The sequence below is a fragment of the Dactylosporangium fulvum genome (genome assembly GCF_025137375.1).
GTDB classification, from domain to species: Bacteria; Actinomycetota; Actinomycetes; order Mycobacteriales; family Micromonosporaceae; genus Dactylosporangium; species Dactylosporangium fulvum.
This window is the reverse complement of sequence record NZ_CP073720.1, coordinates 8994658-9016827: the sequence shown is the minus strand read 5'-3', so window position 1 is coordinate 9016827 and position 22170 is coordinate 8994658. Positions and strand designations below refer to the sequence as shown.

Annotated in this window: 24 protein-coding genes; 13 read left to right on the top strand and 11 right to left on the bottom strand. The window is 69.6% G+C overall.

What is annotated here, in order from left to right:
* Nucleotides 1-104: 104 nt before the first annotated feature.
* Together Dfulv_RS41380 and Dfulv_RS41375 are read left to right on the top strand one after the other, a co-directional pair.
* Nucleotides 105-1991 (top strand): glycosyltransferase, encoded by a 1887-nt coding sequence (locus tag Dfulv_RS41380; RefSeq protein ID WP_259859272.1) that lies wholly within the window; start codon nucleotides 105-107, stop codon nucleotides 1989-1991.
* Nucleotides 1988-3808, top strand: coding sequence for an FkbM family methyltransferase (locus tag Dfulv_RS41375; RefSeq protein ID WP_259859271.1), 1821 nt, complete (start codon nucleotides 1988-1990; stop codon nucleotides 3806-3808). Before Dfulv_RS41380 ends, Dfulv_RS41375 begins: the two co-directional genes overlap by 4 nt.
* A gap of 59 nt (nucleotides 3809-3867) precedes the next feature.
* Here the strand turns inward: Dfulv_RS41375 and Dfulv_RS41370 are convergent, their stop codons facing one another.
* From Dfulv_RS41370 to Dfulv_RS41335, 8 genes are all read right to left on the bottom strand, one after another.
* On the bottom strand, nucleotides 3868-6048 hold the full coding sequence (locus Dfulv_RS41370) for a tetratricopeptide repeat-containing glycosyltransferase family 2 protein (RefSeq protein WP_259859270.1): 2181 nt from the start codon (nucleotides 6046-6048) through the stop codon (nucleotides 3868-3870).
* A 41-nt stretch (nucleotides 6049-6089) separates the two neighbouring features.
* A complete protein-coding gene (locus tag Dfulv_RS41365; protein ID WP_259859269.1) occupies nucleotides 6090-6416 on the bottom strand; it encodes a hypothetical protein in 327 nt (108 codons plus the stop codon).
* Complete coding sequence (gene fliS, locus Dfulv_RS41360) at nucleotides 6413-6799, bottom strand: flagellar export chaperone FliS (RefSeq protein WP_259859268.1); 387 nt, start codon at nucleotides 6797-6799, stop codon at nucleotides 6413-6415. Before fliS ends, Dfulv_RS41365 begins: the two co-directional genes overlap by 4 nt.
* Before the next feature lie 189 nt (nucleotides 6800-6988).
* Nucleotides 6989-8350 carry a flagellar filament capping protein FliD gene (gene fliD, locus Dfulv_RS41355; RefSeq protein ID WP_259859267.1) on the bottom strand — a complete coding sequence of 454 codons (1362 nt, stop codon included), beginning with the start codon at nucleotides 8348-8350 and terminating at the stop codon, nucleotides 6989-6991.
* A 74-nt stretch (nucleotides 8351-8424) separates the two neighbouring features.
* Nucleotides 8425-9285, bottom strand: a complete 861-nt coding sequence (locus tag Dfulv_RS41350) for a flagellin N-terminal helical domain-containing protein (protein WP_259859266.1) — start codon at nucleotides 9283-9285, stop codon at nucleotides 8425-8427.
* Nucleotides 9286-9460: 175 nt separating this feature from the next.
* Nucleotides 9461-10324 (bottom strand): flagellin N-terminal helical domain-containing protein, encoded by an 864-nt coding sequence (locus tag Dfulv_RS41345; protein ID WP_259859265.1) that lies wholly within the window; start codon nucleotides 10322-10324, stop codon nucleotides 9461-9463.
* A 181-nt stretch (nucleotides 10325-10505) separates the two neighbouring features.
* Nucleotides 10506-11363: a flagellin N-terminal helical domain-containing protein gene (locus Dfulv_RS41340; protein WP_259859264.1), complete on the bottom strand. Its 858-nt coding sequence runs from the start codon at nucleotides 11361-11363 to the stop codon at nucleotides 10506-10508.
* 155 nt (nucleotides 11364-11518) lie between these two features.
* Nucleotides 11519-12388 carry a sigma-70 family RNA polymerase sigma factor gene (locus Dfulv_RS41335; RefSeq protein WP_406567873.1) on the bottom strand — a complete coding sequence of 290 codons (870 nt, stop codon included), beginning with the start codon at nucleotides 12386-12388 and terminating at the stop codon, nucleotides 11519-11521.
* 161 nt (nucleotides 12389-12549) lie between these two features.
* Here Dfulv_RS41335 and Dfulv_RS41330 point away from each other — a divergent pair, with 161 nt between their 5' ends.
* The 8 genes from Dfulv_RS41330 (at nucleotide 12550) to Dfulv_RS41295 (ending at nucleotide 18392) form a co-directional block, all read left to right on the top strand.
* Nucleotides 12550-13032: a flagellar protein FlgN gene (locus Dfulv_RS41330; protein ID WP_259859263.1), complete on the top strand. Its 483-nt coding sequence runs from the start codon at nucleotides 12550-12552 to the stop codon at nucleotides 13030-13032.
* Nucleotides 13033-14433: a flagellar hook-associated protein FlgK gene (gene flgK / locus Dfulv_RS41325; RefSeq protein WP_259859262.1), complete on the top strand. Its 1401-nt coding sequence runs from the start codon at nucleotides 13033-13035 to the stop codon at nucleotides 14431-14433.
* A 48-nt stretch (nucleotides 14434-14481) separates the two neighbouring features.
* The gene (gene flgL / locus Dfulv_RS41320; protein WP_259859261.1) at nucleotides 14482-15342 is read left to right on the top strand and encodes a flagellar hook-associated protein FlgL; all 861 of its coding nucleotides are present in this window, start codon (nucleotides 14482-14484) and stop codon (nucleotides 15340-15342) included.
* A 32-nt stretch (nucleotides 15343-15374) separates the two neighbouring features.
* Nucleotides 15375-15791 (top strand): flagellar assembly protein FliW, encoded by a 417-nt coding sequence (fliW, locus tag Dfulv_RS41315; RefSeq protein WP_259859260.1) that lies wholly within the window; start codon nucleotides 15375-15377, stop codon nucleotides 15789-15791.
* 82 nt (nucleotides 15792-15873) lie between these two features.
* Nucleotides 15874-16110: a carbon storage regulator CsrA gene (csrA, locus tag Dfulv_RS41310; RefSeq protein ID WP_259859259.1), complete on the top strand. Its 237-nt coding sequence runs from the start codon at nucleotides 15874-15876 to the stop codon at nucleotides 16108-16110.
* Nucleotides 16111-16202: 92 nt separating this feature from the next.
* Nucleotides 16203-17795: a methyl-accepting chemotaxis protein gene (locus tag Dfulv_RS41305; RefSeq protein WP_259859258.1), complete on the top strand. Its 1593-nt coding sequence runs from the start codon at nucleotides 16203-16205 to the stop codon at nucleotides 17793-17795.
* A gap of 19 nt (nucleotides 17796-17814) precedes the next feature.
* Nucleotides 17815-18048: a hypothetical protein gene (locus Dfulv_RS41300; protein WP_259859257.1), complete on the top strand. Its 234-nt coding sequence runs from the start codon at nucleotides 17815-17817 to the stop codon at nucleotides 18046-18048.
* A gap of 56 nt (nucleotides 18049-18104) precedes the next feature.
* Nucleotides 18105-18392, top strand: coding sequence for a hypothetical protein (locus Dfulv_RS41295; RefSeq protein ID WP_259859256.1), 288 nt, complete (start codon nucleotides 18105-18107; stop codon nucleotides 18390-18392).
* A 57-nt stretch (nucleotides 18393-18449) separates the two neighbouring features.
* Here the strand turns inward: Dfulv_RS41295 and Dfulv_RS41290 are convergent, their stop codons facing one another.
* Nucleotides 18450-18794, bottom strand: coding sequence for a hypothetical protein (locus Dfulv_RS41290; protein ID WP_259859255.1), 345 nt, complete (start codon nucleotides 18792-18794; stop codon nucleotides 18450-18452).
* Between the two features lie 588 nt (nucleotides 18795-19382).
* Between Dfulv_RS41290 and Dfulv_RS41285 the strand changes: the two genes are divergently transcribed.
* On the top strand, nucleotides 19383-19733 hold the full coding sequence (locus Dfulv_RS41285; RefSeq protein ID WP_259859254.1) for a DUF3592 domain-containing protein: 351 nt from the start codon (nucleotides 19383-19385) through the stop codon (nucleotides 19731-19733).
* A gap of 14 nt (nucleotides 19734-19747) precedes the next feature.
* Nucleotides 19748-19957 carry a hypothetical protein gene (locus Dfulv_RS41280; protein WP_259859253.1) on the top strand — a complete coding sequence of 70 codons (210 nt, stop codon included), beginning with the start codon at nucleotides 19748-19750 and terminating at the stop codon, nucleotides 19955-19957.
* A 206-nt stretch (nucleotides 19958-20163) separates the two neighbouring features.
* Here the strand turns inward: Dfulv_RS41280 and Dfulv_RS41275 are convergent, their stop codons facing one another.
* A complete protein-coding gene (locus Dfulv_RS41275; RefSeq protein ID WP_259859252.1) occupies nucleotides 20164-20736 on the bottom strand; it encodes an SMI1/KNR4 family protein in 573 nt (190 codons plus the stop codon).
* A 96-nt stretch (nucleotides 20737-20832) separates the two neighbouring features.
* Between Dfulv_RS41275 and Dfulv_RS41270 the strand changes: the two genes are divergently transcribed.
* Nucleotides 20833-21111: a site-specific integrase gene (locus Dfulv_RS41270; RefSeq protein ID WP_259859251.1), complete on the top strand. Its 279-nt coding sequence runs from the start codon at nucleotides 20833-20835 to the stop codon at nucleotides 21109-21111.
* 50 nt (nucleotides 21112-21161) lie between these two features.
* Here Dfulv_RS41270 and gsmA read toward each other — a convergent pair whose 3' ends face one another.
* Nucleotides 21162-22049, bottom strand: coding sequence for a sporangiospore maturation cell wall hydrolase GsmA (gsmA, locus tag Dfulv_RS41265; protein ID WP_259859250.1), 888 nt, complete (start codon nucleotides 22047-22049; stop codon nucleotides 21162-21164).
* Nucleotides 22050-22170 lie beyond the last annotated feature (121 nt).

Below are 22170 nucleotides of genomic sequence, written 5' to 3'. Positions count from 1 at the left end.
GAAAAACCCCACCGGGCGGCGCTCGCCGTGACCGACGCGGCAGCCTCGGCGGGGGTGTGACGCGGTTTCCTCAACGATGCCGGACGGGTGCCGATGGGGACCGTGTGCGGACCAACACACGCCGACCGACGGTCGCTGTCATCCTGCCGTCCCGCGACGCCATCGCGTTCCGTCGCTGCGCCGATCTCGCCCGGCACGTGGCCGCCCGCGGGTGGGACGTGCTCACCGTCGAGCCGGTGCGGGCCGAGCGGCCCGGCCTGCGGGAAACCGGGCTGGAGCACGGGGTCCGCCAGTTCCGGCTCGACGTCGCCGACCCGGAGCCGTTCCACGGTGACACGCCCACCGAAAGGCTGCTCGCCGAGCTGTTCGTCGACCGGCCCGTCGACGCCGTCCACGTGCACCTCGCCGGGGAGCTCGCCGACGCCGCGATGCTGGAACGCGTGTGGCTGCTCGGCATCCCGCTCGTCACCAGCGTCCACACCGGCTGGCTGCCGCCGCGCGGGGAGTCCGCCCGGGCCTTCCTCGCGGACCAGTTCACCCGCGCCGACCTCGTCTGTGTCGCCGACCACCGCGGCCTCCAGGCGGACTGGCTCGATCCGGGCAGCCCGGTCCTCGACCACTCCAGCCCGCGGGCCGGCAAGGGGTGGGCCGACGTGTACCGCGAGCTCGCCGGCGAGCTGGAACCGCCGGAGACCGACCTGACGATGAGCGTCGTCGTCACCACGTACCAGCGGCCGGGGCCGTTGCACGAGTGTCTCGCCGCGCTGTGCCGGCAGACGCTGCCCCGCGAGCGGTTCCACGTGGTGGTGGTCGACGACGGGTCCGCGGAGAGCGCCGAGCCGATCGTGCTGCCGTTCCTGGACCGGCTCGACCTCACCTTCATCCGGCTCGACCAGAACGTCGGCCTCGGCGAGGCCCGCAACGCCGGCATCGAGGCGAGCCGCGGCGACATCCTGTTCTTCCTCGACGACGACGACGAACCCGCGCCGCGCTGCCTCGCCGAGCACCTGCGCACATACCTCGAACACGGCGACGAGGTCGACGCCGTCCTCGGCTGGACCGGCCCGACCGCCGACCGCGCCACCAGCGTCGAGGCCTGGCTGGCGTTCCGCGGGATGGTCTACATGAGCCACGAGGGCCTGCGGCACCTGAGCGTCGGCGACTGGTACCAGTTCTGGGGCGGCCGCTCGACGATCCGCCGGTCGGTGCTCGGCGACACCCGCTTCGAGGTCTCGTTCGCCGAGGACGCGGACCTCGCGTACCGTCTCGCCGGCAAACCCCGCGGCCTGCGGGTCGTGCACAACCGGCACGCCGTGCAGCGGGTCCGGATCGGGCTCGACGCGCTGTCGCTGATGCGCCGGGCCGGGCGCGTCGGCCAGGCCCGGGCGCACCTCGCCGAGCGGCACCCGGCGCTGCGCACCCACCCGGTGTTCCGCAGCAGCACGTATGAGGCCACGGCGCGCAAGCTCGCCCGCCGGGCCGACGCCCGGCTGCGGCTGCTCACCGCGAACTGGCCGACGACCCTGGAGGCGCTGCGGAAGCTACCGGACCCGCACGGCAAGGGCACGCTGCTCGACCGGCTGCACTCCGACCTCGTGACGATCAGCTCGATCGAGGCGAGCCTCGGCTGGCTGCTGGTCGCCCGCCGGGCGGCCGCCCGGGAGGAGGGCCGGCCGTTGCGGGTCGGCATCAGCGCGTTGTCGCCGCTGCTGGGCGAGGTGGCGCAGGAGTTGGCCGACGCGCCGGAGGATGCGGCGGTACTGGTCGTGGGCGTGCCCCCGGGCCACACGTTCACCGGCAGCGGCAACGTCGAGGTGCTCGCCTGCGACGACGCCGACGACCTGTGGCGGGCGTGCGACGTGGTCGCCTCGTTCACCCCGGTCGACGGCCACGACCCGGCCCGGCACGCCCTCCCGCTGCCGCGCGGCACGATCAGCGACTCCCTGCGCCGCCTGCTGCATACCCGTGACCTGGTCGGGAGCTTCCGATGACGGCCGTGCTCCAGCAGTTGCGCATCCCCAGGGTCTTCCACCGCATCTGGTTCGGCGGTCCGATACCCGCCCGCGAGCAGGCGTTCGGCGAGACGTGGGCGCGGCACCACCCGGACTGGGCGCTGCGGCTGTGGCGGGAGGAGGACGTCCCGCCGCTGGTCAACCAGGCCGCCTTCGACGCCGCCACGACGATGGCGCAGAAGGCCGACATCTTCCGGTACGAGCTGCTGCTCGCCCACGGCGGCGTCTATCTCGACACCGACTTCGAGTGCTTCCGCAACATCGAACCGCTCCTCGGCGGGGTCGACGCGTTCTGCGCCCGCGAGGACGGCTTCCGGGCGAGCATCGGGCTGCTCGGCTGCGAACCCGGCCATCCCTTCTTCGCCGCCGTGGTGGCGGCCCTGGCCGACTCGATGGCGTGGCTGCCCGGACGTCCGCCCAACGAGCAGACCGGGCCGGAGCTGCTCACCCGGACCCTGATCGAGCAGGACGCCCTCGGTCACCCGGTCCCGAGCGTCTTCGGGCCGGAGCTCTTCTACCCGTACCACTGGACCGAGCCGCACCGCGCGGGCGAGGAGTTCCCGGACGCGTACGCCGCCCACCACTGGGCGAAGTCGTGGCACGTCGAAAAGCCGAAAGCGGAGGAGGTGGTACCCCTGAGCCGGACCGTCGAGCGGATCCTCGTCACCGTCGACCCCGACCTCGTGGAGCCCGGCGTGGCCGTGCTGTCGGGCGCGCTGGACGCCGCGTCGGCCGTCCCCGGCGCGGAACTGGCCCTCGTCGTGAAGGGCGTGCCCGAGGTGACGGAGGCGGTGGGCGACGCCGTCGCCGGCGTGATGCAACAGCTGGCCGACGGGCGCGACCTGCCCGACATCGTGGTCTACGGCGAGCCGGAGGGCAGCTCCCTGCCCGCGAAGGTCCGGGTCGAGCTGAGCGCGGACCCGGCCGAGAACGCCCGCTCCCTGCAGGCGCTGGGCCGTCCCGCCGCCCAGGTTCCGGCACCCTCCGCGCCGCCGCCGCCGCCGTCGACGCACACCGCCGTGTACGTCGGCGGCGGTCGGGTGCTCGTGCGCACCGTGTGGGGCGACAAGCTCTACTGCGACGGCGCCGACATGAGCCTCACCCCGGACCTGGTCCTCAACGGCGTCTTCGACCCGGCCCTCTGCGGCTTCGTCAGGAGCTGGCTGCGCCCCGGCGACACCGCCTTCGACGTCGGCGCCAACATCGGGGCGCTCACGGTCTTCATGGCCCGCACCGTCGGCCGGCGGGGCCGGGTCGTCGCCTACGAGGCGAGCCCCCGCCAGGCGGCCCTGCTGCGCGACAACGTGGCCGTCAACTACTACAACGACTGGGTCGAGGTCCGTGAGCAGGCCGCCTGGTCCCGCGCCGAGACCCTGACGTTCCACCTGAGCGAACGCTTCCAGGGCAACGGTTCCCTGCTGCGGCACGACGACTGGTACGCGGGACATTTCAGGGTCGACCGTCACGACGAGGTGGCGGTCGACGCCGTACCGCTGGATCCCGTGCTGCTGGAGCACCGCCCACGGCTGGTGAAGATCGACGTGGAGGGCGCCGAGGCCGATGTGCTGGCCGGGATGGCCGGCTGGCTGGCGGGGGCGCAGGATGTCGCGATCGCGGTCGAGGTGGTGCGCAACCGGATGGGCGAGCGCTGGCCGGCGTTCGCCGAACAGCTCGCCGGGCTCGTCGCCGACGGCTGGCGCCTGGCCGTGATCCAGCAGGACGGCTCGCCGGCCCCGGTCGACCTGTCCCTGGTGCTCGAGGTCGGCTGGTTCGACAACGTGGCCCTGCTCCGCTGACGGCGACGGCCCGGCGCACATCCCGCAGCGAGTGGTGCGCCTGGGCCCGCACGATGGTCTCAGGCGTCGGCCAGCTCGATGTTCGCGGACACCTGCGGTGCCAGGATGCGCATCTCGTGCAGGACTGCTTCGCTCTCCGCGTCCGGCACCGAGGACAGCGCCTCGTGGAGGAGGGGCAGCGCGGCCTCGTCGTGGAACATCTCCAGCGCGATGGCCGCCGCCAGCGTGCGCTCCCGCGGGGTCCGGCGCTCGTCGGCGGACAGCGCCAGCAGCGTGCACTGCGCCGGGAAGCCGTGCTGGCGCAGGCGGGCGGACCACTCCATCGCGCGGATGAGGGGGACCTGACGGCCGACCCGGGCGGCCAGCGTCAACACAGTCGGCTCCCCGGGATACCGTCGCCACAACGCCTCCAGCAGTTCGTCAGCCGCCTCCGGCGGCGCCTCCGCGATGCTGAACAGCAGGCCGCGCAGGGCCTCCCGGGGCAGCAGCTCGGCGACCTCGGCGAGGCTGCCGTCCGCGGCGCCGAGGACCTGCGCCATGCGGGCCACCGGCACCGGCACGCGGCCGTCGCGCAACGCCTGCCGCAACTGGGAGGCGGCCTCCTGGTGGCGGTCGAGGCAGCTCAGCGCGTTGATGTGCAGGCCGGCGAAGCGTCCCTTGCCGACGCCGTAGAGCAGGTCGTTGGCGCCCGACTCGGGCAGCTCCTCGATGAGCTCCAGCGTGCGCTCGTAGTCGCCCTCGGCGAACCGCAGCTTGACCTCGTGCTCGCTGACCGTGAACGGCGTGTTGGCGATCCCGCGGAGCTTCTCGATCGTCTCGTTGGCCTCGGCGAGGCGGCCGACCGTGAGGTACGCGTCGGCAAGGATCTTGAGGAACAGCACGTGGTGCGTGTGCTCCTTGGCCTGGGCGAGTCCCCGCTTGCCGGTCTCGATGCACTCGTCGATGTGGCCCGAGCCGAGCTGCGAACGGGCCAGGTTGCCCACCGCGGTGAGCCCGCTGATGTCCTCGGCGGCCAGCTCGGCCAGCCGGAGGTTCCGCTGCGCCTTGTTCTTCACCAGGCCGCGGAGGCGGGTGTACCCCCAGTGGTCGAGCACGAGGTCCGGCAGCAGCGAGCCGTCGAGTGCCCGGCCGGTGATCCGGTCGACGACCTGCTCGTGGAGACGGCCGTAGATGCGGGCATGCGCCCGGCGGAACATGCGCGGGTAGTAGATGGTGCTCGTGCCGGCGCCGCCCTCGTGACCCTCCTGGTTGTCGATGGTGGCGAAGAAGGCGTCGCACTCGGCGTACCGCAGCGTGTCGCGGACCGCCTTCGGGTTGCCGGTGAACACCTCGTCGGCGTCGATCCACAGCACCCAGCGGCCCTTGCAGTGCTCCAGGGAGCGGTCGCGGGCGTCGCCGAAGTGGTCGCTCCAGAAGCCCTCGACGACCCGGGCGCCGTGTGCGCGGGCGACCTCGATCGTACGGTCGCCGGAGCCGGTGTCGTAGACGACGATCTCGTCCACGAGCTCGCGCACCGCGTCGAGCGACCGGCCGAGGACGTCCTCCTCGTCCTTCACGATGAGGCTCGCGGAGAGCAGGGGCTCGCCGGGCGGCTCCGGGACGTCCGGGCGGAGCCCGCACGCCGGCGAGCCGACGTGGGCCACCAGCGCGGTGTGGGCGACGACCAGCCGCCCCTGTACGGCCAGCCGGTCGTACGGCAGGTCCGCCGTCGGCCCGCCGGCGATCGCGAGCGCGTCCCGGCGGATCGCCACGCACACCGGCCCCAGCCGGTCCACGTCGCTGAACTCCTCGCGGTGCTCCTGGCGCCACTCCCGCGCGTACGCCTTGAACGCCGCCGCGCTCGTCAGCGCCGAGTCCGGCAGGTCCGCCTGCTGCGGGCCGTAGCTGTGCTGGCAGCGGGGCCCGGCGGCGACCACCGCCGGGTCGGCGAACGACTCGACCACCGGGTCCAGCCAGTGCGCCGACAGCACGACGTCGCCGTCGACGAGGACCACGATCGGGTGCCGGGTGGCCTCGAGGCCGACGGCCCACCGCCGGCCGGGGTCCGGCTCGTCGGTCTCCACGACGCGGAGCCAGGACTGTCCCCGCAGTTCGGTGCGCAGCTCGGGGCGCCCGGCGGGCAGGACGCAGACGACCTCGTCGCGCATGCCCAGGGTGGGCCGGAGCGACTCGAGACAGGCGTGGAAGTCGTCGGGGCTGCCCCCGGCGGCGATGATCACGGACACCGGGATGTGACTCATGCTGCCCGTATCGGCGCGGACAAGTGCATTTCGAGGGTTTCTCAGGTGCGGTTGTCGAGGAACACCGGGATGCTCTGGTCGACCTCACGGTGCAGCCGGGAGACGAGGCGGGCCTGCTGCCGGTTGCCGGCGACGGCGATCGACAGCTCCCGCGACAGGTCGAGCTGCCGCTGCATCAGCCGGCGCGCCCGATCCTCCAGGGCGAGCGGCAGCGGCCCGAGGTCCGGCGGCGTGAACGTCGCCGCGTCCGCGGGCAGCCGCTCCAGCAGCTCGCGGTGGCGCAGCATCTGCTCGACCTCGTCGGCCTCCAGCTCCATGGCGTCGAGCGCCGAACTCCACGCGGAGTCCCAGTGACCGTCGTCGGTCATGGTCCTGTCCCGGTCACCTGTGCGGCCGCCTCGCGCCACGCGTCGCGCAGTTGCTCCGCGAAGCCCTGGACGGTCTCGACGCGCGCCCGGTCCCCGGTGACGTTGGCCTGGACCAGCTCGTTGAGCAGGTAGCTGTACAGCGCGGCGAGCCCCGGGCCGCCGCTCCAGACGGAGGTGTCCAGCGTCGCGCGGAGCTCCATGACGATCTCCTGCGCGTGGTGGATCCGGGTCGACGCGGTGGACCGGTCGGCGCCCTCCAGCGCCTGGCCGGCGATCATCAGGTCGAGGACGAGCCGGTCGTACAGCATCACGAGCAGACGCGCCGGAGGAGCGGTCGCGACGCTGTCGCTCACGTACCGGTTACGGAGGGCTTGGGTGGTCATGCGTTTCTCCAAGGGCCGAGGGGAACTAGGGCCTGTTTCGTCACTGAGGCCGGGCTGCGGCGGGCCCAGATTCCGCCTGGCGCCACCCCGCGAAAGCCCGGTTACAACACCGGTAGCCAGACTTCCGCGGGGCGACGCCAGACGAAATCTGGACTCCGCCTCGCTCCGACCCCAGTTACGAAACAGGCCCTAGCCCAGCGACGACAGTTGGCCCGCGAGCCAGCTCGACTGGTTGCGGAGCTTGCCGAGCGCGGTTTCCATCGCGGTGAACTGCCGCTGCAGTGTTTCCTGGCGGGCCGCCAGGCGGACGTCCCAGTCGCTGATCCGGTTGTTGAGCTCGGTGATCGCGTCGTTGCCACTGGCGATGAAGCGGGCGAGGGTGCCCGTGTTGGTCTGCGTGGCCTTGTTCGCGACGCTGACCATCTTGTCGGCGAAGCCGTCCTTGACGCCGTCGCCGTCGATGTCGGTGGTGCCGATGAAGTACGACTGGGTCTTCACCGGATCGGCGTTGAGCGCGGCGAGGAACGTCGTCTTGTTGAACGACAGCCGTCCGTCGCGGGTCAGTTCGACGCCGACGTCCTTGAGACTGCCCAGTGTGCCGGCGCCACCGGACACGGTGCCGAGCACGGTGGTGGCGAGCGACTGCATCGACGAGTTGCCGGAGAGGGGACCGCCGGCGATGCCGCCGCTTTTGGATTTGGTCTGGGTCGCGATCTCCGACAGCGTCGCGTTCGCCGCGTCGACCATCGCCTGTACCTTCGCCGCGATGCCCTCCGTGTCGCTGGCCACCGTGACGGTGATCGGCGGGTCGGTCGGCGCCTGGACCTTCGACGCGGTCACGGTGAGGCCGTCGAGCAGGCCCTTGAACGTGTTCGTCGACGACGACACCTCGAACGGGTTGGTGGTGCCCACGCTGAGCACGGCGTTGTCGCCCTGGGTCGCGATCGTGTCCGCGCCCAGGCCGTCGAGGCCGCTGACGGTGAACACCGAGTCGGTGCCGGTGGTGGTCGCGGTGAGCTGCAGCGTGTACTGGCCCGGGGCGGCCTGGATCGCCGTCGCCTTCACGCCGAGGTCGGCGGTCTTGTTGATGGCGTCGACGACGCCCTTGAGCGACGTGTCGGCGGGGGTCACCGTCTTCGTCTGCCCGTTGATCGTGATGTCGAACGAGGAACCGTTCATGACGCTGTCGGTGGTGTCCGCCACGCGGCCGCCGTAGACCAGCGAGTGCGCGGAGGCGAGCTTCTTCACCGAGAAGGTCAACGAGCCGCTCTGGGAGGACCCGCTGGCGGTCGTGGTCGCCACGACCGCGTCGGAGCTGGACGTCGCCGTCGCGCCCTTCCAGGCGACCGGGTCGTTGAGCGCCTTCGCCGCGGTCAGCAGCGCCGACATCTTCGTGTTGATGCTCTGGTACGAGGTGACGACCTTCTGCTGTGCGCTGACCTTCGACTTCAGTGCCGTCTGCGGGGCCGCCTCCACCTGCATCAGCTGGCTGATGACGGTGGAGGTGCTCATCCCCGAGATCAGGCCGTCGACGCTGCCGCCGGTGACCATGCGGTACCTCCTTCATGAATGGCGGGGAGGAAACCGAGATCCCTCCCCGTCGCAAGACCCGTCCGGGCGGCGCGCTAGCGCAGCAGGGACAGGACGTTCTGCGGTGCCTGGTTGGCCTGGGCGAGCATGCTGGTGCCGGCCTGGGTGAGGATCTGTGAGCGGGTGAAGGAGACCATTTCCTGGGCCATGTCGGTGTCCCGGATGCGGGACTCCGATGCGGAGAGGTTCTCAACGGCGACGTTGAGGTTGTTGATGGTGTGTTCGAAGCGGTTCTGGTATGCACCGAGGGTGGCTCGGGCGGTCGAGACGCCCTTGATCGCCGCGTCGATCGCCTCGATCGCTGCCGTGCCCGACGTGGTCAGGTCGAGGCTGTCCACACCGAGCCCGGCCGAGTCGAAGCCGGTCATCGTCGAGTCGCTGCCGAAGGCCGGCGTGCCGAGGCTGACCGTGATCGCGTCCGCGTCCGTGGTGTTGGCGCCCACCTGGAACGTGCCGACGTATGCCGCGTTGCCCACGTCCAGCAGCTTCTGACCACCGAAGCTGGTGGTGGTGGCGATGCGGTCGAGCTCCTGCGTCAGCTGTGAGAACTCGGTCTGTGCCGCGGACCGGGCGTCGGAGTCCTGGGAACCGGTGGAGGCGGCCTGCACCGACAGGTCGCGCATGCGCTGCAGGATGGAGTGCGTCTCGGTGAGCGCGCCTTCAGCGGTCTGCACGACCGAGATGCCGTCCTGCGCGTTGCGCACGGCCACTTTCAGGCCGCCGATCTGGGACCGGAGACCCTCGCTGATCGAGAGGCCCGCGGCGTCGTCGGCGGCGCGGTTGATCCGGAAACCCGATGACAGCTTCTCCAGCGACTTGCTCATCTGGCTGTCCGTCACGGACAGGTTCCGATAGGAGTTCTGTGCGGCGATGTTGGTGTTGATCCGAAGACCCATGCCGTTTCTCCCTGGGACCGGGTCGGGCCGTCCGTGGCCGTGTCGTCAGTTCGCTCATGTCATCGGCCCGCGCTGCGGACCCTTGAGGTTTCTGCCGCCCGGATATGTGGCAGGGCACGGCGCCCTGGCTGGGTGCCGTGCCCTGTCGTGTCCTCGTCAGGTTTGCCCTTCAGTCCTAGCGCAGCAGCGAGAGGACGTTCTGCGGCGCCTGGTTGGCCTGGGCCAGCATGCTGGTGCCGGCCTGGGTCAGGATCTGTGAGCGGGTGAACGACACCATCTCCGAGGCCATGTCGGTGTCCCGGATTCGCGACTCCGACGCGGACAGGTTCTCAACGGCGACGTTGAGGTTGTTGATGGTGTGCTCGAACCGGTTCTGGTACGCACCCAGGGTGGCCCGAGCGGTCGAAACACCCTTGATGGCGTTGTCGATCGCTTCGATGGCGGCCGTCCCGGCCGTGGTGAGGTCCAGCGTGTTCACGCCGAGCCCGGACGAGTCGAAACCGGTCACCGTGGAGCCGCTGCCGAAGGCGGTGGCTCCGAGGTCGACAGCGATCTGATCCGCGTCGGCGGTGTTGGCGCCGACCTGGAAGGTGCCCATGTAGGCACCCGCGCCGCCGATGTCGAGCAGCTTCTGCCCGCCAAAGGCGGTGGTGGTGGCGATGCGGTCGAGCTCCTGCGTCAGCTGCGAGAACTCGGTGTGCGCCGCCGCCCGTGCATCGGAGTCCTGCGAACCCGTGGACGACGCCTGAACGGCCAGGTCACGCATACGCTGCAGGATCGAGTGCGTCTCGGTGAGAGCACCTTCAGCGGTCTGCACGACCGAGATGCCGTCCTGCGCGTTGCGCACCGCGACCTTCAGGCCGCCGATCTGGGACCGGAGACCCTCGCTGATCGAGAGGCCCGCGGCGTCGTCGGCCGCGCGGTTGATCCGGAAACCCGACGACAGCTTCTCCAGCGACTTGCCCATCTGGCCGTCCGTCACCGACAGGTTCCGGTAGGCGTTCTGGGCAGCGATGTTGTTGTTGATACGAAGACCCACGACAGTTCCTCCTTGAGTTGGGCCGTTTCCCGGGCCATCCGTGGCCCGTTCGGACTGCTCATCGGCCCGGCCGGCCGCCACTGAAGGATTCGGCGGAAAAATCCTCGGTGGAAAACGGCAACGGCGCCCCCGCGGAGGCGCCGTTGCGTGTCATCACTGTGGAGGAGGGAGTGCCACCGGCCTACCGCAGGAGCGACAGGACGCTCTGTGGTGCCTGGTTGGCCTGGGCGAGCATGCTGGTGCCGGCCTGGGTGAGGATCTGTGAGCGGGTGAAGGAGACCATCTCCTGGGCCATGTCGGTGTCCCGGATGCGGGACTCCGATGCGGAGAGGTTCTCAACGGCGACGTTGAGGTTGTTGATGGTGTGTTCGAAGCGGTTCTGGTATGCACCGAGGGTGGCTCGGGCGGTCGAGACGCCCTTGATCGCCGCGTCGATCGCCTCGATCGCTGCCGTGCCCGACGTGGTCAGGTCGAGGCTGCCCACACCGAGACCGGCCGAGTCGAAGCCGGAGACGGACGAGCCGCTGCCGAAGGCGGCGGTGCTGAGGTCAACAGCGATCTGGTCGGCGCTGCTGGTGTTGGCGCCCACCTGGAAGGTGCCGGTGTAGGCGCTGCTGACGTCGAGCAGCTTCTGACCACCGAAGCTGGTGGTGGTGGCGATGCGGTCGAGCTCCTGCGTCAGCTGTGAGAACTCGGTCTGTGCCGCGGACCGGGCGTCGGAGTCCTGGGAACCGGTGGAGGCGGCCTGGACGGACAGGTCGCGCATGCGCTGCAGGATGGAGTGCGTCTCGGTGAGCGCACCTTCAGCGGTCTGCACGACCGAGATGCCGTCCTGCGCGTTGCGCACGGCGACCTTGAGGCCGCCGATCTGCGACCGCAGGCCCTCGGAGATGGACAGGCCGGCCGCGTCGTCGGCGGCGCGGTTGATCCGGAAACCCGAGGACAGCTTCTCCAGCGACTTGCTCATCTGGCTGTCCGTCACCGACAGGTTCCGGTAGGCGTTCTGGGCGGCGATGTTGTTGTTGATCCGAAGACCCATGACGAATCCTCCTTGACATTGGGTCAGGCTCGACGAGCCGTCCCTGGCTCGTTCGCCGTCAACATCGACGCACCCCGGTCATGGGTAAGTCTTTTGGTTCAGATATTTTCTGCAACTCGTTAGAACTCGGCCGGCACCTTTTTTGCGATGCGGGGTCAGGCGGAGTGAGGCAGGCCCATCGCGGTGGTGACGGCGAGGCGGCTGGTGAGGTTGCCCCTGGCGGCGATCTGCGCGTAGTACGCCTCGCGGCGGCGGGCGACGCAGCCGTCGGCGCGTGCGGGGCCGTTGAGCAGGTCGGGGTCGAGGTGGTTGTTGAGGCCGTCGCGAAGGAGGACGAGTGCTTCGGCGCGCAGTTGGCTGATCCGTGATTCGGTGACGCCGAGCTCGGTGGCGATGTCGTTCATCGGGCGTTCGTCGAAGAAGTACGCGGTGACGACCTGGCGCAGCCGGTCCGGCAGGGCGTTGATGGCGTCGTGCAGGTAGCCGATCCGCTCGCGGTGCAGGATGAGGTCCTCGGGGCCGGCGGTGCGTTCGGGTACGAGGTCTTCGGCGGTGCCGGCGGTGAAGCCTTGCAGGGACAGGACGACGGCGCGTTGGACGTCGTTGTCGATGGTTTTGAGTTCGTCGGTGGCGATGCCGAGTGCTTTGGCGAGTTCGGTTTGGGTGGGTGTGCGGCCGAGGGTGGCGGTGAGTTCCTGTTGGGTGGTTTCGACGCGGCGGGCGCGGGAGCGTACGGAGCGGCTGGCCCAGTCGAGGCCGCGGAGTTCGTCGAGGAGTGCGCCGCGGATGCGGGTGGTGGCGAAGCTGCCGAACGGGATGCCGCGTTCGGGGTCGAAGGATTTGGCCGCGGCGGCGAGTGCGGCCATGCCGGCCGACACGAGGTCCTCGCGGGAGACGTGTGCGGGCAGCCGGCCCAGCATCTCCCGGACGAGGTGGCCCACCAGCGGCAGGTGGCTGCGGACCATGGCGTCGAGGTCCGAGGCGGTCAGCGGCGATGTGGCGGACGGTGTGGCGGTGGTGGTCACGGCAACCTCTTCGTGGCAGGAGGTGGTTGGTCGAGGACCAGCCTCGGAAGCCGTGGGTGCGTGCCCGGGTAGCGCAAAGTTGCAAGGAGGTTGTGCTCAACCCTTGTATCGACCTGCCGACGTGTAACCACGAATGCGGCGGCGGCAGAAGGGCGGAACGCATGGGGTTGGCGGACCTCGCGAGCATCCTCTGGCGCGAACGCGAGATGCTCGAGCTGCTGCTGTTCAAGCTGGAGGAGGAGCAGCTCGTCCTCGCCGGTGGGCGGACCCGCTGGCTCGCGCACGCCACGCGCGAGGTCGAGGTGGTCCTCGAGGAGATCCGGCGTACCGAGGTGATCCGCGCCGCCGAGGTCGAGGCCATCGGCGCCTCGCTCGGCCTCGGCCCCAACCCGAGCCTCTCCCAGCTCGCCGAGGCGGCCCCGGCGCCCTGGTCGGAACTGCTCAATCAGCACCGCAAGGCGTTCCTGACGCTGACCGCCGAGGTCAGCGCACTCGCGGAGGCCAACCGCGACCTGTTGACCACCGGCGCCCGGGCGGCCCGCGAGACCATGCTCGCCGTCGCCGGCTCCGTCGAGACGTACGGGCCGAAGGGGCAGACGGTGGCCGCCGCCGGCCGCACCCGGCTGATTGATGAGGCGATGTAGATGAGTACGTTTTCCGGCCTGAGCGCCGCGCTGTCCTCGCTGTACGCGCACCGGCGCGCCCTGGACCTCACCGGCCAGAACATCGCGAACGTCAACACCGAGGGCTACTCGCGCCAGCGCGTGGAGTTGTCACCGCGCGAGGCGGTCAGCGACCCGGCCCGCTGGTCGACGAGCACCGGCGTCGGCGACGGTGTGGAGGTCACCGCCGTCACGCGGCTGCACAACGAGTTCATGACCAACCGGACCCGCGCCGAGCACGGGCTCAACGAGTACCTCCAGGCGCACCGCACGGTGTTCGCCAACGTGGAGCAGGCGCTCGGTGAGCCGTCGGACACCAGCCTGCAGTCACAGCTGTCGGAGTACTGGGCGGCGTGGTCGGACGTGGCGAACCGGCCCGGGGACACCTCGGCCCGTACCGCACTGCTGTCCCGCGCCAGCACCGTCACCGCGACGATGAGCACCACCCGCCAGAACCTCGACAACCTCTTCGGCGCGACCCGCGAGGCGCTCAACGCGGACCTCTCGGTGGTGAACCAGACCAGCGCCGGCGTCGCTGACCTCAACGCGCGCATCGCGCTGGCCAAGACGGCGGGAATGTCCGTCAACGAGCTGTCCGACAAGCGGGATCAGCTTGTGCTGAAGCTGTCCGAGATGACGGGGGCGACCGCGCGGCTCAAGCAGGACGGCACGGTCGACGTGATGCTGTCCGGCGCGATGATCGTGCAGGGCAACGTCACCCGGGAGCTGCGGGCGGTCGGCACCACTGCGGTGGACGGGCGGACGATGGCGCCGGTGCAGGTCCGGTTCGCCGACGACAACAGGGTCGCGTCCATCACGACCGGCCGGGTCGCCTCGCACCTGGAAGCGTTGACGAAGACGGTGCCGGACGCCGTGGACGGGTTGGACAACGTGGCGGCGGTGCTCATCCAGACCGTCAACGACCAGCACCACCAGGGTTACGACATCACCACCGTGCCGCCGGCGACGACCCCGAGCCCGCAGCCCGGCGGGGACTTCTTCAGCGGTACCAACGCCAAGGACATCAGGGTCGCGATCACCGACCCGACGAAGATCGCCGCGTCGAGCACGGCCACCAACCCGTTCCAGGGTGACAACGCGAACCTGATGGCCGACGTCGCGAAGAACCCCACCGGCGCGGACAGCGTCTACCGCAACTTCGTGGTCGACGTCGGCATCCAGGCGCAGACGATCAATCGGCGCGCCGAGGCCCAGCAGGTCATCTCCGACGACGTGACCGCCGCCGAGCAGGCGGAGTCGGGCGTGAGCCTCGACGAGGAGATGACCAACATGATCCAGTTCCAGCGCGCCTACGAGGCGGCGGCGAGGGTGATCAGCACCGTCGACTCCACGCTGGAAACGCTGATCAACATGAAGCGATAGCACGAGGAGGGGGAACGGATGCCCGGCTTCCGCGTCACGGAACGGTCGATGGCCACCAGCACGCTGTCCAATCTTCAGGTCAATCTCGCCCGCAACCAGCAGCTGCAGGACCAGCTGTCCAGCGGCAAGCTCGTCACGAAGGCGTCGGACTCGCCCGGTGGTGCCGTCATCGCCATGCAGCACCGCAGCGACATGGCGGCGCTCAACCAGTACTCCCGCAACGCCGACGACGGAATGGGCTGGCTGAGCATGGCCGACACCGCGCTGACGAGCGCCTCGACGCAGATCACCCGTGCCCGTGAGCTGGTGCTCACCGGCCTGTCCAGCGGATCGGCCGGCAGCGCCGAGGCCCGTGAGGCGATCGCGCTGGAGGTCGACAACCTGCGCCAGTCGCTGATCGGCCTGGCCAACACCACCTACCTCGACCGGCCGGTCTTCGGCGGCACGACGGCCGGCAGCCTCGCCTACGACAACAACGGCGTCTATCAGGGCGACGACGGCCAGGTCAACCGCACGATCAGCGCCAACGCCACGGTCCGCGTCGACACCGGCGGCGACCAGGTCTTCGGGTCCGGCCCGAACACCGTCTTCGCCATCCTCGGCCGTATCTCGGACAACCTGCGGAACAACCCGTCGGGACTGCAGGCCGACCTCGCCGACATCGACACGGCGCAGAAACGCCTGCAAGCAGCGCTTTCGGGTGTTGGATCCCGATATAATCAGGTTTCGCAGATGCAGCAGACCGCGGAGAACCGGGTGCTCGACCTGAGGGCCCAGCTGTCCGATGTCGAGGACATCGACCTGCCGAAAACCATCACCGAGCTGTCCCTGCAGCAGGCCGCCTACCAGGCCGCGCTGGCCGCGACCGCGAGGGTCGTCCAGCCGTCGCTGGTGGACTTCCTGCGTTAGGCGGGCGGTTCGAACCACACCGTGAGGAACCTATGAGCGTCGCCACCGTGGGACCGGAGACCGCCGCGTTGCCGGTGATCGACTTCGTCTCGCCGATTCCCGGGTTCCCCGACGACCGGCGGTTCGTCCTGGTCCGCCTCGACGAGGTCGGCCTGCTCTATGCGCTGACCTCGGTCGACTCGGCGGGGTTGCGGTTCCTGGTCGTGCCGCCCGCGCAGTTCTTCCCGGACTACGAGGCCGAGGTCGACGACGACACGCTCGCCGTCCTCGGCGTGACCGACCAGTCCGATCTGCTGGTGCTACTCGTCGTCACGGCCGGCGACGGTGCGCAGGACGCGACCGTCAACCTGATGGCGCCGATCGTGCTCGACCAGCGCAGCCGCCGGGCGGTCCAGCTGGTGCTCAGCCACAGTGGGCTGCCGGTCCGGCAGAGGCTCCTGGTCGCCTGATCGGGGCGGCGCCCGGTCTTTCCGCACGGGTGATCTGACAAATCGGGTACTGTTCGCCTATCGCCCAGCGAAGGAGCGGCTCGTGCTCGTCCTGACCCGACGTCCCGGTGAAAGCGTGATGGTCGGTGACGACGTTGTCGTCACCGTGCTCGACGTGCGCGGCGACGTGGTGCGGCTGGGCATCAAGGCGCCGCGGAGCATCCAGGTCCATCGCGAAGAGGTCTACAAGGAACTGCAGAAGGTCAACCGCGAGGCCGCGTCGCCGAGTGACGTCGCCGTCCGCGCGCTGAGCCGCATGCTGCGCTCCGACGCCAAGTAGCCACCGAACGGCAACCCTGGCAAACCCGACTTCTCAGGACGTCCGCACCGATGCCGATAGGCCGGTCGACAAGGCTTGAGAAGGGCACGGCAGTGGGCGCTCTGCGTGGATGGTCGCGAAACCGGTCGGTCGCCGTCAAGCTCGGCGCGATCTTCGCGGTCGCCCTGCTCACCGTGGTGGCCCTGGTCGCGTTCGGCGCCCGGGCGCTCTTCTCCGGTGCCGAGCGCGTTCGCGAGCTCGAACAGCTCAACCAGTTCACCCGCACCAGTCTCGAGGCGGACATGGCGCACGACGCCATCCGCGGCGATGTGCTGCGGATCCTGCTCGCGACGTCCCGCGGCGGGGCCGCCGGAAGCGCCGAGACGACCGGTGCCCGAACCGACCTCGCCGCGCACAGCTCGATCCTCGCCGACGCGATGACCCTGTTCACCGGCACGGCCATGGACCCGCGGGTCCGGTCCGCCGCCGAGAGCGTCCGTCCCGCCGTGCAGCGGTACCTCGACCTCGCCACCCGGACGGCCGCCGCCGCCACCGACCCGGCGGCGTACCCCGAGTTCCAGGCCGCCTTCGAGGAGGTGGAGGAGCAACTGCCGGCGGTGGGCGACGCCCTCGCCGAACTGGTCACCGCGGCCTCCCGCGCCGTCGGCGAGGAACGCGACCGGGCACTCCTGGAGCTCTCGCTGGCCGGTGCGGCCGGCATGCTGCTCACCGTCGTGATCAGCCGGCTCGTCGCACGAGGCGTCATCGTCCCGCTGCGGGAGGTCTCCGGGGTGCTCACCGGCGTGGCCGGGGGAGACCTGTCGCGCACGTCGCAGGTCGACTCCGCCGACGAGGTCGGCCGGATGGCCCGGGACCTCAACCGGGCCATCGAGAGCGTCCGGGGCACGGTCGCGTCGTTGTCGGCCTCGGCCGGCACCGTCGCCGCCTCGGCGGAGGAACTGTCCGGCTCCTCGCACCGGATCGCGGCCTCGGCCGAGCAGGCCAGCCAGCGGGCCGGCGCCGCCCGTGACGCCGCCGCGCAGGTCTCGCACAACGTCGACACCCTCGCCTCGGCGAGCGAGGAGATGGGCGGATCGATCGCCGAGATCTCCCGCAACGCCGGCGAGGCACTGCGTGTGGCGAGCGACGCGGTCACCATGGCCGACCGGACCAACGCGATGATGTCCCGGCTCGGGGCGTCGTCGGTCGAGATCGGCAACGTGGTCAAGCTCATCACGTCGATCGCCGAACAGACGAACCTCCTCGCGCTCAACGCGACGATCGAGGCGGCCCGCGCCGGCGAGCTGGGCAAGGGCTTCGCGGTCGTCGCCGGCGAGGTGAAGGAGCTGGCGCAGGAGACCGCCCACGCCACCGAGGACATCAGCGGCCGGGTCGACGCCATCCAGGCCGAAACAGGGCGCGCCATCGAGGCGATCGGCGAGATCGGCTCGATCATCGCCCGCATCAACGACTTCCAGGTGACCATCGCCGGCGCGGTCGAGGAGCAGACCGCCTCGACCCGCGAGAGCAGCCGGACCGTCACCGACGTCGCCGCACGTACCAACGAGATCGCCACGACGGTCGCGGACATCGCCGACGTCGCGGCACGGAACACAGCTGAGGCCGGCACCTCGCTGACCGCGGCCCGGCGGCTCGCCGGCATGGCCGAGGAGATGAACGGCCTGGTCGCCCGGTTCCGGTTCTGACGGTTCGGATTGGACACCGATGTTGTCCGGCGACGCCGAACCGCGCCCGCTGAGCGCATCCGGCCGGTGGCTGCGCCTCCCGCCGTTCCTGTCGGTCGCCGTCCTCGCGGTGGCGGTCGCCTGGCTGCCGCCCCGGGTCGACCCGGTAGCCCTCGGTTCGGCGATCGGCCTGCTGGTGGTACTGCTGGCGACCGCCGTGCTGACCCCCTTCGGCCCAGCGCGCGACGGCGGCCACGCAAGCGAAGGCGAGTAGTGTTGGTCAACATCGGTTGATGTCCGGCGGCCTGGGGACGAGTTAGCATGCCCGCCATGACCGTAGAACCCTTGGCTACAAGCCGGCCGTCGCGGATCGGTGTTGCAGTGGCCATCGTGGTGGCGATCGTCAGTGCGTGCGTCACGCTGCTGGTCTTCGCCAGTGCGATCTATGTTGCGGTCCTCTTCGCGGCTGATTACGAGCTGTACGGCCACGCCTGGGTGGTCGTGGCCAGCCTCGCGGCGTTCGGTGTGATCAGCGGCCTGGCTACGGCGTACCTCGGTCGGCGCTGTGTTCAAGAACTTCGCCGGACGTCTTCGGCCGTGGGTTCGGACTCAGTCTGACGCTGACAGCTACGTGTCTTTAGGTTCTGAAGCGGCCTGAATCCAGGAGAAGGACGCTCAACCTCGCTCGACGAACTCGAACCAACGGCTGCCGACCAGGTCAAGCTCCATCGTCACCGTGCGGCGCATGCCGTCCGCGGTGAGCACCGACATCTCGACCGGCAAGGGTCTGGTTCCAGCGTCATCCGAGCAGGTGACGGCCACGCTCACTGGGAATCGGCCGGTCGCGGCCGGCGCGATTCGCTGCTGCCCCCAGACCATGACGTCGGCCACCTTGCCCGCGCCGGCCACTTCGACCGGCCTGGGGGCACCATTGACAACCGCAATGCTTCCCTCGACGGTCACCCGGCCGTCCGCGCCCGTGACGGATTCGAGCCCCGCGACGGCGAGGAACAGCGACAACTCCGAAGCCTGGAGGCGCCGTTGCCCGGGCGGCCTCCCAACGCTGCCCGGCCACTCCACCCACCAGGCCGCTGAGCACCATGAATACGACCACACCACGTACAGAAACCTTCATCGACGCCACGCGACGCAAGCGACGCCACGGCGCGGCAACCGACTTCGTCGTCCGATCCTCGGCTACATCGAGGTCGATGACACTGTCCAATGGAGTCTCATCAACGGGATCGCGCACCAACACGCCGTATCCAATGCCTCAACGTTCGCCGGGTTTCGGTTCCCACTCGCTGTGATCTCGCTGGTGATCCGGTGGTACCTGCAGCCGATCAGCCGACGCTCCGAAGGAGGTTGCGAGCCAGATCCGCACAGCCGTGGCTGTAACACTCCGCGACGGCGCTCTACGCACATAATGATCGCATGTCAGGGAAGCGGGAACGGCAACAACAATTGCGGTCGGGCGATCAGGCAAAGGGGCCGGCCCGATCGTCACTGCGCCGTCCTACGCTGCGCAGCCGAAGGCGCCCACGGCATAGCGCGCCATACGCCAACACGAAAGGGTGGGCTGGCGTCGCCTGCGCCGCCATCGCCGGGTTGGCGTTCGTATTCATCGCGCTCCAGATGTACTACGACCGTCGGACCTTGCAAGAACGTGGACTGGTCACCACGGGCGACGTCGTGGCGGTGTCTTACGGCAAGAGCGGTCCTAGCGCAGCGGTTCGGTTCACCACCGCCGACGGAAAGACCGTCCAGGCCAACGTGTCCAACCCGGGCGATGAAACCGAGGTCAAGGTGGGCGCGCGGATGCAAATCCGGTACGACCCGAAGGACCCGACCGGCCGGGTGGAAGACGCGAACGGCGGCGCGGGCGCCTTTTGGCCGGTGGGTCTCGGCGGAGTCGCACTCCTGGTCGTCGCCGTCTTTGGTGCCACCCGCATCGCGTAAGTAACGGCGGTCCGATGGCACAGGTGTATACACCTGTCATACGCTGGAGGTTCCTGGTCACCGCACTACTCGCGGTAGCGTCTGCCGTCACGTATCTGAAGCGCAGGTTCGTGCTGACTCAGCAGTTGTTGCGGGTTATGGCCGTCGTCGGCCTCTTCACCGGCGTCATTCCGGGCTTGCTGGCGTTCGTGGCATGGCATCTGGCGCGTAACAGCCACGCCTGATGCTCGTACCGATGTAACGGCGGCGGTCTGGTCCCGCTCAACTTGACACGTACGTGTCAAGCGCGGCTGTGTTTGGTGCGGACGCGGCGGGGAGGGTGTCACCGCACCGCAAGTAGCGCTCCAACAGCAAGTTGTTCTGGGTAGTCGACGTTCGCGCCCTGCTCCTCGGTCTCGCCGGTGGCCGGGCGTTGTTGTGCCTGTTCGGTCTAGTAGCTCTTCGCGATGGGATATCCGGGATGGCGTCGCGTGACGAACGCCTCGCGCGCCTCCCGATCGTCCGGTTTGGAATCGTCGCCGAACAGGCCGGCCTCGAAGGCGGAGACCAGGGTCTCCAGCCACGCCTCGATACTGGGGTAACGGATGTAGCGGTAATGGTCATCGGCCTTGAACTCTATGATCTGCCCGGGTTCGCCGCCGAAGCCGCCGACGGTGTCGACGCACAGATGGTCGCCGTAGATGTTGCCCAGGAATGGAACCCAGCCGTCGCCCCACAGATCGCCGAAGTCGTCGTTCTCAACCAGCCAGGCCATGTCGTCCAGGGCGCCGAGAACGGCCCGGGTGGACATCAGCGACCACAGGTACTCCAGGTGGTCGTCGCTGTCGTCGGGCTGGCCGTCCCGCCAGGCCAGCAGTTCCCGCAGCAGGGCGGGGAGTTCGCCGCCAGCGCGGCGCGCGATCTCGTCGATGACGTCAGAGGATGCACCGGGTTGCAGGTGGGCGTGGTAAGCAGGCCGGTTGGCCTGGAGCCACTGGTCGAGCCGTGCGATGAGGGGGTGCATCCGGCCAGCCTAAAGAGGTTTCGAACGTAACTTCGCGATCGACTCCAAGATCCGATCGCCGGATTACCCAGGCGAACCTCAGCGATGAGCCGCTAGGTGTCGCTGACTCCGGTCCGGTTCCGTGCGATGGTCTACGTTGCCGCTGGGTGCGGCCTGAGGATCGGCGAGACTCCGGGCCTGGAGGTCGACGACATCGACCTGGAGGGCCGGGAGTTCCATGTCCGGCGGCAAGTCGACGACGAAACCGACCCCCGCAATCCGGCCCGCCGGTCGGCGCTGCTCGTCTTCACCAGCAACGCCAACGAGCCAGTCAAAACGCCGACATGGTGCAACTGGCGTTCGGACAGCGCGCGACGGCGGCCACGCCCGGGGTGAACCGAGCATGACCGCCGTCGCCGAGGCTGTTCCGGTCCTGGTCAGAGGGCCTAAACGGCCACGTCGTACTGGTAGAGGTTGTACTTCGTCATCAGGGTGACCAGCTTCGTCGTGTAGTTGGGGTCCGTGGCGTAGCCGCCCTTGTGGACCTCGGCGATGAACTGGTTCGGGTCGTTCGTGTAGTTGAACGCCGCGGCGTAGCGGCTCAACGACTTCAGCTGCATGCCGTGGTCACGGAACGAGTCCAGCGGGGAGTTGTACGTCCGGAACGTCGCCACCGTGGTCCAGCAGGCGCCCGTCGCGTTGCACTCCTGGGTGCTGTAGGACTTGCAGCCCGCAGCGTACTGCCCTGGATTGTTGTTGACGCATTTCATCCCGAAGAAGTTCCGGTCGTTCGCCGACAGTGAGCTGCGGCCCCAGCCGGACTCCAGGATCGCCTGGGCGAGGGTCACCGAGGCCGGCACGCGGGTGTCGCGCTGGCTCTGCTGGGCCGGACCGATCGAGGCGGCCAGGAACTGCTCGTTGGTCATCGTCCCGGTGGGACCCGCAGGCACGGCGGGGGCGGGGGCCGGGGCGGTGGGGGCCGGCGCCGGCGGGGGCGGCGTGACGGCACACGTGGGCAGGTTCGGGTTGCCGGAGACGTAGGCGTGCGAGATGTAGTCGCCGAGCAGGGTGCGGTCCCACTGCGCCGTGCGGCGGACGTTGCCGCGCAGGTACTGGCCGGTGAACTTGCAGGTGACGGTCACCTTCTGCTTGTTCTTGATCGTGCGGGTCTGCGGCCACCAGTTGGCGGCGCCGGTGCGGGCCGGCAGTGATCCCTTGACCTGGACGCTGACGACGGCCGCGTCGGCCGGGGCGGTGGCCACGACGAGCGTCGATGCGGTCGCGGCGAGGGTGAGTGCCGGAGCGAGGACGTACTTCCTGAGGGTGCGCAACATGAACTGATCTCCCATGAGGGGTGGGTGGTCCCCTCAAAGGTCGTCAGTTCAGGTTGCGTGCCTCGTTCCGCGCCGGGTGCCGGAGCGTTGCCAGGTCACCGTCCACGACGGACACCGGTCC

Bases quoted from the DNA above. Each gene is read 5' to 3' on its own strand.
- Dfulv_RS41375 (WP_259859271.1), top strand. From the start codon at position 1,988: ATGACGGCCGTGCTCCAGCAGTTGCGCATCCCCAGGGTCTTCCACCGC.
- Dfulv_RS41370 (WP_259859270.1), bottom strand. From the start codon at position 6,048: ATGAGTCACATCCCGGTGTCCGTGATCATCGCCGCCGGGGGCAGCCCC.
- Dfulv_RS41365 (WP_259859269.1), bottom strand. From the start codon at position 6,416: ATGACCGACGACGGTCACTGGGACTCCGCGTGGAGTTCGGCGCTCGAC.
- fliS (WP_259859268.1), bottom strand. From the start codon at position 6,799: ATGACCACCCAAGCCCTCCGTAACCGGTACGTGAGCGACAGCGTCGCG.
- fliD (WP_259859267.1), bottom strand. From the start codon at position 8,350: ATGGTCACCGGCGGCAGCGTCGACGGCCTGATCTCGGGGATGAGCACC.
- Dfulv_RS41350 (WP_259859266.1), bottom strand. From the start codon at position 9,285: ATGGGTCTTCGGATCAACACCAACATCGCCGCACAGAACTCCTATCGG.
- Dfulv_RS41340 (WP_259859264.1), bottom strand. From the start codon at position 11,363: ATGGGTCTTCGGATCAACAACAACATCGCCGCCCAGAACGCCTACCGG.
- Dfulv_RS41330 (WP_259859263.1), top strand. From the start codon at position 12,550: ATGGGGTTGGCGGACCTCGCGAGCATCCTCTGGCGCGAACGCGAGATG.
- flgK (WP_259859262.1), top strand. From the start codon at position 13,033: ATGAGTACGTTTTCCGGCCTGAGCGCCGCGCTGTCCTCGCTGTACGCG.
- flgL (WP_259859261.1), top strand. From the start codon at position 14,482: ATGGCCACCAGCACGCTGTCCAATCTTCAGGTCAATCTCGCCCGCAAC.
- fliW (WP_259859260.1), top strand. From the start codon at position 15,375: ATGAGCGTCGCCACCGTGGGACCGGAGACCGCCGCGTTGCCGGTGATC.
- Dfulv_RS41300 (WP_259859257.1), top strand. From the start codon at position 17,815: ATGTTGTCCGGCGACGCCGAACCGCGCCCGCTGAGCGCATCCGGCCGG.
- Dfulv_RS41295 (WP_259859256.1), top strand. From the start codon at position 18,105: ATGACCGTAGAACCCTTGGCTACAAGCCGGCCGTCGCGGATCGGTGTT.
- Dfulv_RS41280 (WP_259859253.1), top strand. From the start codon at position 19,748: ATGGCACAGGTGTATACACCTGTCATACGCTGGAGGTTCCTGGTCACC.
- Dfulv_RS41275 (WP_259859252.1), bottom strand. From the start codon at position 20,736: ATGCACCCCCTCATCGCACGGCTCGACCAGTGGCTCCAGGCCAACCGG.
- gsmA (WP_259859250.1), bottom strand. From the start codon at position 22,049: ATGTTGCGCACCCTCAGGAAGTACGTCCTCGCTCCGGCACTCACCCTC.